Source organism: Sutcliffiella halmapala (assembly GCF_050107295.1).
Taxonomy (GTDB): Bacteria; Bacillota; Bacilli; order Bacillales; family Bacillaceae_I; genus Sutcliffiella_A; species Sutcliffiella_A halmapala_A.
Map to the genome: position 1 here is coordinate 278,147 of NZ_JBNIKR010000004.1, position 13,010 is coordinate 291,156.

The following is a 13,010-nucleotide window of genomic DNA, read 5'->3' on the forward strand; positions in this document are numbered from 1 at the left end:
TAATTAGTTTTTACTATTTGGTATTTTTTTTTCGAATAAGTAAAAAATGTAAGAGATAGCTGCAGCGAGGAGGAACAGACGTTGACTTGGACCAAGCAAACAAAAAAGATGACAGGGAATTTTGACGAAGATATCGCCTATCTGAAAAATAGACTGGCTGTCGATAAAAGCTTTGATTTGATATTTCTTGACCTCCACTATGCAGGCAGAAAAATCGGCCTGTTTCTTGTAGATGGATTCGGAAAAGATGACATCATGCTCTTCCTGATGAAATTCCTTTCCGACTTGGAGCCTGAGGAGCTGGAAGAGCACCCGCTTGATAAATTACTCCAAAAATATATTCCTTATGTGGAATTGAGCAAAACAGACGATCTGGAGCAGGTGGTCGACCAGGTGCTTTCAGGACCTACAGCACTTGTTGTGGAAGGTGTGCCTGAAGTGATTATGATCGACTCCAGAACCTATCCTGTCAGGGGACCGGAAGAACCGGATATGGAAAGGGTGGTCCGAGGATCAAGGGACGGATTTGTCGAGACCATCATTTTCAACTGTGCACTCATTCGCCGAAGAGTCAGAGACAGCTCCCTCCGGATGGAATATCTGCAGGTGGGACGCCGGTCAAAGACAGATATCAGTCTCTGTTATCTGGAGGAGATAGCGGACCCTCATATTGTCGAACGCATCAAGCATGCTCTAAAGAAGATTGATACAGACGGCTTGCCGATGGCAGAAAAAACACTCGAAGAATTCGTAGGCGGAAGACATTGGAACCCATATCCAACCGTACGCTATACGGAAAGGCCGGATACTGCAGCGGCCCATCTGTATGAAGGCCATGTGCTTGTAATTGTAGATGGCTCACCAAGTGTCATCATCACTCCGTGTACTTTCTGGCATCACCTCCAGCATGCCGAGGAATATCGGAACAAGCCATTGGTTGGTGCCTATCTAAGACTAGTAAGGTTTCTTGCCGTGTGGGCATCCCTCTTCATCTTGCCTTTATGGTATCTATTCGCTTTGAATCCGGAGCTTCTGCCACCGCAGTTGTCCTATATCGGTCCATCAGAAATGGGAACCGTCCCGTTGATTGCCCAGATACTCATCATTGAGCTTGGGATGGACATGCTGAGGATGGCAGCCATCCATACGCCTACCTCGCTCGGAACGGCTCTTGGCCTGGTGGCTGCAATACTAATTGGAGATGTTGCGGTAAAAGTAGGATTGTTCGTCCCCGAGATCATACTTTATCTCGCCATTGCTGCAATAGGAACCTTTTCCACGCCAAGCTATGAACTCAGCCTGGCGAATCGCCTGGTTCGGATTGTCCTGATTGTACTGACTGCATTATTCGGTATACCTGGATTCATGATCGGCCTGCTGGCATTCATCATGCTGCTTCTACGCATGCAGTCCTTCAATGTGCCGTATATGTGGCCATTCATTCCATTCAACTACCGCGGAATGAGGGATGTATTGATCAGAGCCCCGATGCCATTGAAAAATAGAAGACCCACCATCTTGCATCCTGGGGATCCTGACAGATAGAAAAGCCGTGGTAGCGGCTTTTTTTCTGTTTTGAGGGGGATGACTCTTCATCGATGCATTGAATGCGGATGTGGTGGTCTTGACGAACGAAGCTAATTCTTTATACTTAATAGGAGAAAGCGCTTCTTTCGCAAGGAGAATAGGTGGAAATATGAAATCGATTCTAGATATAAGACAGCTACTAAAAAGATATGGTACATACATCTATACAGGCGACAAAATCGGGGACCTGGAGATGATGGAGGATGAAGTAAGAGAGCTCTATCACTCAGGTGTCCTGGATGCACAAAGCTTCGGGACGGCGATGTTGTTGATAAAACAGGAAATATCCAAACAAAGATAAAGAAAAGGTGGAAAATATGGAGAGCAAATGGTTAGTCGGCGTTGATTTAGGTGGTACAACAATTAAGATGGCTTTTATCAGCCAATATGGTGAAATCGTCCACAAGTGGGAGATTGTCACAGACATAAGTGAAAAAGGGAAGAACATTACAACCGATATCGCAAAGGCGATCGATATGAAACTGGATGAGCTTCAAGAGCCAAAATCAAAGCTTCAAGCTATCGGCATGGGGGCGCCTGGTCCGGTAAATATGGCAACAGGTCTTATCTATGAAGCAGTAAATCTAGGGTGGGAGAATTATCCCTTGAAAGACCTGCTGGAAGTGGAAACAGGTTTGCCTGTCGTAGTAGATAATGACGCAAACCTTGCTGCAATAGGCGAAATGTGGAAGGGTGCAGGAGAAGGGTCGAAAGATCTTATCTGTGTAACCCTGGGAACGGGTGTTGGTGGAGGCATCATTACCCATGGTGATATTGTCCATGGCATTAACGGAGCCGGCGGGGAAATCGGCCACATTACCGTCATTCCTGAAGGCGGGGCACCTTGCAATTGTGGTAAGACGGGTTGCCTCGAGACAATTGCATCTGCAACAGGAATTGTCCGTACAGCTAGTGAGCAAGTGGAGAAGCACCCTGAAAGCAGGCTTGCCCAAGTGGCAAAAGAAGAAGGCCTTACCGCAAAAGTGGTCTTTGAACTTGCTAGTGAAGGAGAAGAAGTCGCTTCCATGGTTGTTCATCAGGTGACAGCACCACTCGGGCTTGTTCTGGCAAACCTGGCAAATGCACTGAATCCTGAAAAGATTGTGATCGGCGGTGGAGTATCACGGGCTGGTGAGGCATTATTAAATCCATTGCGCAAGCACTTCGATCAATTCCTGTTCCCAAGGACTAAAGTTGGTGTTCAAATTGCGACTGCAACGTTGGGGAATGATGCCGGGGTAATCGGAGCGGCTTATCTGGCAAAAACAAAAATTTAACATCAATTTTTCGTTTGAATCTTTCTAAAGGAGGGTATCTACTAAAGAAAGAAGCGAAATAAACTAAAAAGGAGGCTTCTTGTGCAAGTCTTCTTTTTTTTGGCTTTGTTAAAGAATGAATTGCTTTAATATATACTAGCTGTTGATTGGAGCAATAGGCGAAGACTCCTGCTGGCGGAAGCGTTTAGTGGAGACCCCGCAGGCAAGGCCGAGGAGGCTCCACAAACGCCCCTTGGGTCGCTGCGCCTAGTGCGGAAATCAACAGCGGTGTATAACAGTTATTATTTATTTGAAAATTCTAAATATATAAACTTCAGAAAAAGATGAAACTTTTATGCTTGTTCAACGTCTATGTATATAGTAAGTTGAATAGCCTAAATACTACTATTCTATCAATCCCTTTTTCTCACAGTATTAATTATCCATTGATTTTTTGTTAAAAAAGTTTTAAGATATGTCGTAGTCATTTTTTCTTTAAAAAAACAACAGATATTATTTCTAAAGATAATGAAGAAGATAAATAAAAGAGCTTCCCTGTCTTTCGTTATAAGGAGGTAAAAAGATGAAGCAAGCTTTTAAATCAAAAGTTCCTTTTATCCTAATTGCAGTGGTTCTGCTATGGGTAAAAACCTATATTGTATACAAAACAGCATTTAACATTACCATTGAATCCGTTAAACAAGAATTTATCCTTTTTATTAACCCATTGAGCTTTATTTTATTGATAGCCGGTATCGCGCTCTTCTTTGGTGAAAAGGGTGCCAAGCGATATTTAATCATTACAAGCTTTATCATTTCATTTGTACTTTATGCAAATGCCGTATATTATCGATTCTTCAACGATTTCATCACGATCCCACTGTTGTTCCAATCAGGTAACATGAGTGATCTTGGTGGAAGTATTACTGGATTGATGTATCCCGCAGACGTGCTTATGTTCCTTGATGTGGTGATTCTTATCGTACTTTCCAAATGGACTCCTGCATTCGTAAGCTTTGCAACATGGCGTCCAAAGGTAAGAAAAATGTATTTCCTTTCTATTGTAGGAATTTTCCTGTTCAACCTAGGATTGGCAGAAACGGAAAGACCACAGCTATTGACACGTACGTTCGACCGTGAAATCCTTGTGAAAAACCTTGGAACTTACAATTACCACGTATATGATGCTGTCCTTCAATCCAAGACACGCGCGCAGCGTGCATTGGCGGATGGAAGTGAACTGGCAGAAATTCAGAACTATATCAATGCCAATTATAAAGCTCCAAATGACGACTTCTACGGGATTGCGGAAGGTAAAAACGTCATTGTTGTAAAAATGGAGTCCTTGCAGAGCTTCGTCATTGACCGAGAAATCAATGGAAAGCCTGTTACACCATTCTTAAATGAAATTAAAGATCAAAGTTATTACTTTAGTAATTTTTTCCATCAGACCGGGCAAGGTAAAACATCTGATTCAGAGTTTATCTTAGATAACTCTTTATATCCTGTTGGCCGTGGAGCAGTGTTCTTTACGCATGGTACGAATGACTACCATACTGCTACACCGAATGTTTTAAAAGAAAAAGGCTATAACCCAGTAGTGTTCCATGCGAACAACAAAAGCTTCTGGAACCGTGATGTTATGTATAACGCATTAGGCTACGAAAATTTCTATGACGTGGATAGCTATGAAGTAACGGAAGAGAACTCAGTTGGCTGGGGACTTAAGGATAAAGATTTCTTTGAGCAGTCCGTTCCTTACATGAAGGAAATGGAAAAACCTTTCTATGCGAAAATGATCACATTAACTAACCACTTCCCATTCGTATTGGATGAAGAAGATAAGCTTGTTGATGAGTTTGATTCTAATAGCCGTACATTGAACCGCTATTTCCCAACAGCAAACTATTTGGATCAGTCCATCAAGCATTTCTTTGATGAATTGAAAGCGGCTGGCCTTTATGAAGACTCAGTCATCATCATGTATGGTGACCATTATGGAATATCTGAAAACCACAATGATGCAATGGCGCAATATCTTGGGAAAGATATTCGTCCGTTTGAAAACGCACAACTGCAGCGTGTACCGATGATTGTACACATTCCAGGTGTAACGGATAAGAATCCAAAGGAATTTGATACGGTAAGTGGTCAAATCGACCTTAAGCCTACCATCAAACATTTACTTGGCATGGAAACGAAGAACGATATCCAGTTTGGGGAAGACTTATTCTCTGAGGACCACAGCGAATTTGTAGTGTTCCGTGACGGAAGCTTCGTGACAGATGAAGTCATTTACACAAAAAATGCTTGCTACGATAAAGAGTCTGAGGAAGAAGTTGATCAGGAAGCATGTGAACCTTACATGGAGAAAGCCAAAAAAGAGCTTCAATACTCCGATCAGATCATCTATGGAGATCTATTGAGATTCTACGATGGAACTTCCATTCAAATGGATCAAACTAAAATAAAAGAATAATGTAAATCTAACCCCGATGAAGCATCCGCTTTGTCGGGGTTTTTCGTCTGTCCGGAATGATTTAATGTCTGTGAGTTTTTTGCTTTTCAGGAGTAAAACGCATATTGTCACCTATTTGAAACATCCCCTTTCTTGTTGCCAAATTTCTGTTCTAGCGAATGAAAGCCTTTCATACAGTAGTAGAAACAATAAGGGCAAATAGAGGTAGATTTCGACATGGACCGGATGGTGACAGATAGTGATGAAAAAAGATAAAGGTTTAAACAGTGCAACAGAAAACAAGTTCACTGCATTGAAGGTGAATCCGAGACGTGGAGATACAATTTGGTATTACAGTCAGCTATTTGGAGTGCGGCTTGAGCTTTTAACAGAAGCTAATAAAAAGCTGAATGCAGAAAACCTGCAGCAAGCCTCTGAAGTTGCGATTGCCGGGTTTGTAAGGGAAGCGTATAGGGTCAAAAGTGGAGATACCGCATATAGTCTTGCAAGAAGTCTTCATATTGGATTGGATGCCCTCTATTTAGTCAATCACAATAAGGATCTTACCATGTTAAACGTAGGGGAAACGATTGATTTACCAAAAAGATTGGCGGACCGTATCGTAGACTCCACTCGTAAATATGATTCTAACGTATACACGGAAGACCTTAACCAATTGATTGATGTTTATCCTTTTCTAGAGTGTGCCACTATCGGACAATCTGTCATGGGAAAGCCACTTTACCATCTGAAGCTAGGGAGAGGGAAAAAGAAAATACATTGGAATGGGAGCTTTCATGCAAATGAGTGGATTACGAGCTCTGTGATTATGACTTTTCTGAATGATTATCTGCTAGCACTAACAAATAATCAACCTCTGAGAGGGGTGCCGGTTTATCCCTTATTCGAAGAGGTGACACTTTCTATCGTGCCGATGGTCAATCCTGATGGAGTAGATCTTGTGCTTATGGGGCCATTAGAAGAAGAGCGGTATCATCAGGAAGCTGCGACCATCAATCGGGATCATCCTGATTTTACAGGATGGAAGGCCAATATTCGTGGAGTGGATTTGAATAATCAATTTCCGGCAAAGTGGGAGATTGAAAAGGAGCGTAAAGAGCCGAAAGCCCCTGCGCCGAGAGACTACCCAGGTGATGATGCGCTGACGGAACCGGAAGTGGTTGCAATGGCGGAATTGACGAAAAGGGAAAACTTCGACATGGTTGTAGCCTTTCATACGCAAGGGGAAGAGTTCTACTGGGGCTATGAAGGATTCGAACCTGCTGAAGCAGAAAGAATGGCGGAGGAGTTTGAACGGGTAAGCAACTATAAGAGCGTGCGGTATGTGGACAGTCATGCAGGTTATAAAGATTGGTTTATCCAGGAGTTTAAAAAGCCTGGCTTTACCCTGGAGCTTGGCAAAGGGATTAACCCTTTACCCCTCTCACAATTTGAAAACATCTATCAGAAAGTGTTCGGCATCTGTCTCGCTTCGCTCTATATATAGTTTTATTTTAACCAACGTGTCCATATCTGGAGGATGCGTTTTTTTCTTTTGGCTACCTAGAAAATAAGTGTGTGTCCTGTTAAACTCCCTGTTGATTTCCGTTCCAGGCGACAGCGATCGCGGGGCGGTGCTTGAACCTCCTCGGCTTTGCCTGCGGGGTCTCAAGTCTACCGCTATCTCCCGCAGGACAAGGAAGGCTTCGGCAGCGATACATCGTACGAAGAAAATGCTTGCATTTTCGAGGAGTCTCACACCTTGCACTCCAATCAACAGGGTAGGCAGGTGAAGCATAACGTCCGCACTATATTTTTATTTCTCATGGTGTAAATATTTTTAGTGAGGGTCGTTCTTTGTTAAAGACTAGTGAAGATTACTAAGGTGTTGTCTAGCTGTTGATTGGAGCAATAGGCGAAGACTCCTGCGGGAGGAGGCTCCACAAACGCCCCTTGGGTCGCTGCGCCTAATGCGGAAATCAACAGCGGTGTTTTACAAGAACGTTCCTTTAAAAAATTATTAATTTTTCTTCCCTTTTTACCCTTGTATTGAAACTATTCCTGCCTCATAATCGTAATAGAAGAAAAGGAAAATTTAGGGGGGCTGGAATGAAAAAAGGAATGGTCTATTTAAGTGTGATATGTAGTCTTCTTATAGGATGCCAGCCATCTCAGAAACCGAAGGAAGTAGTGGATTCCCCTCCTATATCGGAGGGAGTGGTGAAAGAAAATCCTGTTCCTTACGAAATAGATGAAATTAAACAAATTGAAACTCCTTTCGAATCGTTCAGTGCTGTAGTGGAATGGCTGAATGATGAAACGGTTTTATATATTATGGAGTCCTCAGGAAAGTTTGAAGTCCATACCTTCAACGTACGATCAGGAGAAAGTACCCTGTTTTATACCTCTGATTCACCTATTATGACCGTGGAAGCAAACAGCACCAATGAATTGTTTGTCATCCAAACTGCCCCATCCTTCACTGAAGGACACATAAGTGTGGTGGATGCCTCCGGAAATCTTGTCACCCATTGGAAATTCCCTGATTCTCAAGATTTGGTCTATTCGTGGAACCCATATACCAACAAACATATCGCCGTCTCTTCTTTTCATGAAGACTGGACATTTGAAGGGTATCTGCTGGATATCTCAACTAAAGAAATGAAAAAGAAGAATTTCACCAACCCATTTGTTCAATGGCTTGGAGAGAGCAAAGTGGGCTACATTAATTGGAATCAGGATGAACCATCCTTAACGGCTCCTTTACTTTCATATGATGTGCTGACAGACCAAACAGAACAACTCATGGAGAATGTGATCATGTTTACTTCACTTTCAGATTTAGTGATGACAATGACCACTAACATGGAAAATGAACTGTTGGCACAATACAATTTTCTCAATACAATCACATACAAGAATGTGCATCAGTTCCAGGCACCCCTATTATCCATGTACTCCAATTATGTTACACCGTTTTATGAATATGTCAGTTCCGCCAACCAGTTCTATACTTTTATTCCTTCTAGTGGAGGGACTGTTGAAGGACTTACAGATTCGTTCCAATTTATATCCTTCCATGTCGAAGAAGGTGAAAAGGAAGTCCTGCTAGAAAAGCTCGAAAACAAACCGATCAAATTTTCTCCAAACGGGCTATTTTGTCTGTACGGCTATCAATTGGAACAGTTGATTTTCATTCCTGAAAAAGAGATGATAGACTTAGTTAAATATTCGTAGCAAGGATGGTGGGACGATTATGGCAATTGTGGACGTAACCGTTATTCCAATTGGAACAGACGGACCGAGTGTAAGTGATTATGTGGCCGAGATCCAGGAGATACTGGAGGGCTACAAAGAAGAAGGTAAAATCAATTATCAGTTGACTCCGATGAGCACGATTATTGAAGGGGATCTGCCGGAACTTTTTAACGTGATCTTGGCAATACATGAGGCTCCTTTTCAACAAGGTTTACATCGTGTTGCAACCAATATACGTATCGATGACCGTCGAGATAAAAAGGTCAAAATGCAGGACAAACTGGCTGCGGTCGCAGCCAAAAGGTCACAACGATAAAGATAAACGCCTGGGATTTCTAAAAGGAATGTCAGGCGTTTGTTGAAATAAAAAAACTTCAAGAAATTCAAGGGAAATGTATCTTTAGAAAGAAATAGGCCGTTTCAATTTTCCGCACCCATTGCACCTCGAGCATTTTTTCATAATAGGCAGGAAACCGAGCTTTATCCTACCGGACCCATTACAAATACCACAAACTGTTTTTACCGACAATCTCCCGTCACACCCTTCTTTAGAATAAGTAGAATTCAATGTCATGTTCCTACTTTAATTTTGTATAAAGTGCGATCAATTTATACGCTGATTCTATCAACACTTCAGATAGTATCAGTATATTCAGATCGGGAATAATGTGTTGTCAAAAAAAAGAGTACTCCGCATATTTGCGAAGTACTCTTTTTCTCATTAGATTAGTGGGCTACAGGGTAACCCGATGTGATCAGGGTAGCTACCGTAAATGCTCCGAATACAACAACTGTACCTAAAGCGAATAGCAGTGCTAGGAAGTTCTTCTCACGCAAAGAACGAACGATAGCGAATAAACACAATATCGTTACTAGACCAAAGATAATAACTAATGGCATGTTAACGCTCCTTTCGGAATCATTTCATATTTATGAGAAATGGCGGTAAAAAAGTATGTAATAAGACATTACACTCTTTTTATATTTTAAATCTTTTCCCACTATTTGTCGAGGTCCAAAAATGACACTTCTATGTCATATGCTTTTGCGACCTTAAGGATGTATTCCCTGCTTTCCTTATCAATGAAATACAGCTTTTTATATTGTTCCTCCACGGCGATGATTGATTCATCCATTTGAATGAGCGCCATATTGATATCCTCCACTTTCCCGCTTTTGATATGAAAAGCAGCTGTCATGGCCTGATACAGGTAATGGTTTTCCTTTTCCGATATAAACCCATAGTCGGTAAAGAGAGAGGAGGGAGCAGGATTCTCCAATAGGGATAGTATGTAGGTTTCTTCGAGCAGGCATCGATCTTTCAACAGGTTCTTGACCACCTTTGCTTCCATCGCGGAATCGGTAATCAATAAATTCTCGTCCACATCATAGATGCTCGCTGTGTGCTTAATTTGCAACAAAAGATTCTGTAAGTATTGTGGAGTATCATCGGCGCATTGTATTTCCAATCCAAACATCGACTTCATAGGCACGTATCCTTTCATTTCTCAAGCTTCTTCCTATAGTGTAAAATAGTTGGGAGGATACTTCAAGAAAGGTGTGAATAAAAAATGAAATGGATGCAGTTGCCGCTTGGGCCATTACAGACCAATGCGTACCTATTAATAAATTCGAAAAAAGAATGCTTGGTCATCGACCCTGGGAGTGAGGGCGAAGCATTGATCCAATACATAGAAGAAAAAGGATGGAAGCCGATAGCTATTCTCTTGACACATGCACATTTCGATCATATCGGAGCAGTGGATGCTGTCCGCGACCATTGGAAGGTTCCTGTCTACTTGCATAAGAAAGAAAAAAATTGGTTGATGGATCCCAGCCTGAACGGGTCGCAGTTCTTTCAACTTGGCCCTATCACCGCTCAACCTGCCGATCAATTGATTGGGGAAGAAGGGAAGCTTGTCATTTCCGATTTTACGCTGGATGTTTTATTTACTCCTGGCCATTCACCGGGAAGTGTCAGTTTTTATCATGAAGCGAGCAAGGTGGTTTTTGCCGGAGATGCCCTTTTTGCAGGAAGCATCGGTAGAACAGATCTGGCAGGCGGAGATCATAACAGGCTGATTAAAAGTATACATGATAAGCTTTTGGTGTTGCCTGAGGAGACGACAGTACTTTCAGGGCATGGAATGACTACTACCATCGAACGGGAAATGGACAGTAATCCTTTCCTGAACGGCTTCTGATCATGGTTCCGGATTTCCTGGCAGATAAAATAAGAAATTCGGCAGGGCGGAAAATCAGTTATGCGACCTATATGAATGAAGTCCTGTACCATCCCGAGTTTGGTTATTATATGAAGCACAAGGACAAGGTGGGTGCAAAAGGGGATTTTCTGACCTCCAGTAATGTTTCGGATATATATGGCAGGGTATTTGCAGGATTATTTGTCCGTTATTTTAAACAAAATGCATTTGCTCCGGTTATCTGTGAGATAGGTGGTGGAACTGGAAGGTTTGCCAAGCAGCTGTTAGAAGAAATGAAGATACTTGATGAGGATTTATATCATATGGTCTCCTATAGGATGATAGAGTCCAGTCCCTTTCACTTAGAGTGTCAACGTGCGGTATTGGCAGGGGAAAGCGGTGTTTCTTTCTATTCATCCTTGGATGAGATGCCGGAAAAGGAAATGAAAGGCATCATCTTCTCCAATGAACTATTTGATGCTTTTCCTGTTCATGTGGTGGAAAGAAAGAACGGGCAACTGTTGGAGGTATTTGTTAGTGTGAGTGATGGTGGGGAGTTGATGGAAAGCACAGATAGTCCATCCTCACCCGAAATCGAGCAATACCTGACCTGCTTCGACCTGGACCTGAAGGAAGGACAGCGGATGGAAATTCCCTTAGCCATGATGAATTATGCAAAGAAGCTATCCTGCTTCCTCACCAAAGGTTCCATCATTACAGTGGATTACGGGTATAGCTTCGAAGAGCTGATGCAGCCTGAGCACCACGACGGAAGCTTGAGAGGCTATTATCAGCATAAGATGATCAGAGACCCGCTTCTCCATCCGGGTGAAATGGATTTGACCTCACACATTCACCTTGATGCTTTGAATCATGCTTTATCGGTTGAGGGCATGCTGTCGATTCTCACAAAACATCAAGGGGAATTCCTCGTCTCAGCGGGTATCCTGGAATACCTGCAGGAAAATTATGATCCCAACCCTTTTTCGGAACAAAGCAAAAGAAACAGGGCGATAAGAAATTTAATATTGGATTCAGGATGGAGCCATGGATTCCAAGTCCTGATCCATGAAAAGAATAGTAACGGTTCATGGGCTGGAATAGTCGATGACAACGAAAAAAAGCGATGACAGGAGTCATCGCTTTTTGTGATGGCAAAGTGCTTACGGCTTAATGTCCGCCAGTATCAGCACCTGGTACCATCATAAATGTTGTCCAATACGTAAAGCCGACGAAGAAAATTGTTAAATATGCACCAAAGATATAAATGTACATACGTTCTGATAGCTTTAAGTAACTTAATAAAATGAAGAATACCGTTTGTCCAAAGAATAGTAAAGACGTTTGAGTCATGTGTCCAAGGTAGAACATAACAGCAAATATCCCTGTCCAGAAACCCATTACACGGTACATACGATCCATATGTATCCCCTCCTTACGCACTTATCCATATGCTTGTCACTTACTTATTATAATGTACCAAGACTTTACTTGTAAATAAGCGTTTGTTTCTAGTTTGTGACGATTACATAATAAATACATTTTTCGCTATCTATCTACATATTATACAGCAATTAAAAAGATCCGCATGGTCAAATTAGGTTGTTTCTCAAGGAATCTCTTTATTATGTATTGCCTTTCTGAGCGGGTGACAAACCTTGCAAAAATTATGGGGAAAAATATATCAAAATTAATTGAACAAAATACTATACAAAAGTTATACAAGTGATGTACAATGAATGCAACAAAGAAAATATCCTGTTCGTAAAAATTTATTGGGAGGTATTTGTGATGAATGAAATCATATTTTACAGCTATCCAAGTTGTACATCATGCCGTAAGACTAAAAAGTGGCTAACCAGCAACAATGTCAATTTTCGTGAAAAGCACATTTTCAGAGAAACGCCATCATATGAAGAAATGCTGAAAATACTTTCCTTAACGACAGATGGAATTGATGAAATACTTGCAACTAGAAGCCAGACATTCAAGGATCTGGGGATAGATGTAAATGAGCTGTCCCTCTCGGAGTTAATCAAGTTGATGATCGAGGAGCCGAAACTACTTAGAAGACCGATCATTACGAACGGAAATAAACTGATCGTGGGCTACAATGAATCAGGGCTGCTGAAGATCGCGAAGAAAAAGGCGAAGCAGGAGTTAAAGCAGTCCGTATCATAAATGCATAAGGTGCACCCTTAAGAAGACTTATTCCTCCTGGCTGAATAAGTCTTTTTATTATGTTTT

At 41.8% G+C, this 13,010-nt stretch carries 13 protein-coding genes; 10 read left to right on the top strand and 3 right to left on the bottom strand.

All coding sequences use genetic code 11. The features are described 5' to 3' along the window. The first annotated feature begins 108 nt into the window (after positions 1-108). From ACQCT5_RS08950 to ACQCT5_RS08980, 7 genes are all read left to right on the top strand, one after another. Positions 109-1,545: a spore germination protein gene (locus ACQCT5_RS08950; protein WP_499641190.1), complete on the top strand. Its 1,437-nt coding sequence runs from the start codon at positions 109-111 to the stop codon at positions 1,543-1,545. A gap of 151 nt (positions 1,546-1,696) precedes the next feature. After that, a complete protein-coding gene (locus tag ACQCT5_RS08955) occupies positions 1,697-1,888 on the top strand; it encodes a YqgQ family protein (protein ID WP_499641037.1) in 192 nt (63 codons plus the stop codon). Positions 1,889-1,904: 16 nt separating this feature from the next. Next, positions 1,905-2,864 carry an ROK family glucokinase gene (locus ACQCT5_RS08960; protein WP_499641039.1) on the top strand — a complete coding sequence of 320 codons (960 nt, stop codon included), beginning with the start codon at positions 1,905-1,907 and terminating at the stop codon, positions 2,862-2,864. 562 nt (positions 2,865-3,426) lie between these two features. Then, positions 3,427-5,322 carry an LTA synthase family protein gene (locus ACQCT5_RS08965; protein WP_499641041.1) on the top strand — a complete coding sequence of 632 codons (1,896 nt, stop codon included), beginning with the start codon at positions 3,427-3,429 and terminating at the stop codon, positions 5,320-5,322. 241 nt (positions 5,323-5,563) lie between these two features. After that, positions 5,564-6,808 carry a M14 family metallopeptidase gene (locus tag ACQCT5_RS08970; protein ID WP_499641043.1) on the top strand — a complete coding sequence of 415 codons (1,245 nt, stop codon included), beginning with the start codon at positions 5,564-5,566 and terminating at the stop codon, positions 6,806-6,808. Between the two features lie 602 nt (positions 6,809-7,410). Further along, positions 7,411-8,538 (top strand): YqgU-like beta propeller domain-containing protein, encoded by a 1,128-nt coding sequence (locus ACQCT5_RS08975; RefSeq protein WP_499641045.1) that lies wholly within the window; start codon positions 7,411-7,413, stop codon positions 8,536-8,538. A gap of 19 nt (positions 8,539-8,557) precedes the next feature. Then, positions 8,558-8,875 carry an MTH1187 family thiamine-binding protein gene (locus ACQCT5_RS08980; protein ID WP_499641047.1) on the top strand — a complete coding sequence of 106 codons (318 nt, stop codon included), beginning with the start codon at positions 8,558-8,560 and terminating at the stop codon, positions 8,873-8,875. Between the two features lie 410 nt (positions 8,876-9,285). On the opposite strand, the gene ACQCT5_RS08985 is transcribed toward ACQCT5_RS08980, so the two are convergent. Next, positions 9,286-9,459, bottom strand: coding sequence for a DUF2759 domain-containing protein (locus tag ACQCT5_RS08985; protein WP_204415759.1), 174 nt, complete (start codon positions 9,457-9,459; stop codon positions 9,286-9,288). Positions 9,460-9,560: 101 nt separating this feature from the next. After that, entirely contained in the window at positions 9,561-10,046 is a 486-nt protein-coding gene (locus tag ACQCT5_RS08990) for a hypothetical protein (protein WP_499641049.1), read from the bottom strand. A gap of 84 nt (positions 10,047-10,130) precedes the next feature. Here ACQCT5_RS08990 and ACQCT5_RS08995 point away from each other — a divergent pair, with 84 nt between their 5' ends. Both ACQCT5_RS08995 and ACQCT5_RS09000 read left to right on the top strand, forming a co-directional pair. Continuing rightward, positions 10,131-10,763, top strand: coding sequence for an MBL fold metallo-hydrolase (locus ACQCT5_RS08995; protein WP_499641051.1), 633 nt, complete (start codon positions 10,131-10,133; stop codon positions 10,761-10,763). Positions 10,764-10,765: 2 nt separating this feature from the next. After that, positions 10,766-11,893: a class I SAM-dependent methyltransferase gene (locus tag ACQCT5_RS09000; protein WP_499641053.1), complete on the top strand. Its 1,128-nt coding sequence runs from the start codon at positions 10,766-10,768 to the stop codon at positions 11,891-11,893. 40 nt (positions 11,894-11,933) lie between these two features. Here ACQCT5_RS09000 and ACQCT5_RS09005 read toward each other — a convergent pair whose 3' ends face one another. Continuing rightward, positions 11,934-12,185, bottom strand: coding sequence for a DUF2626 domain-containing protein (locus ACQCT5_RS09005; RefSeq protein ID WP_499641055.1), 252 nt, complete (start codon positions 12,183-12,185; stop codon positions 11,934-11,936). A gap of 369 nt (positions 12,186-12,554) precedes the next feature. Here ACQCT5_RS09005 and ACQCT5_RS09010 point away from each other — a divergent pair, with 369 nt between their 5' ends. Beyond that, entirely contained in the window at positions 12,555-12,944 is a 390-nt protein-coding gene (locus ACQCT5_RS09010) for a Spx/MgsR family RNA polymerase-binding regulatory protein (protein ID WP_499641057.1), read from the top strand. The last annotated feature ends 66 nt before the right edge of the window (positions 12,945-13,010 follow it).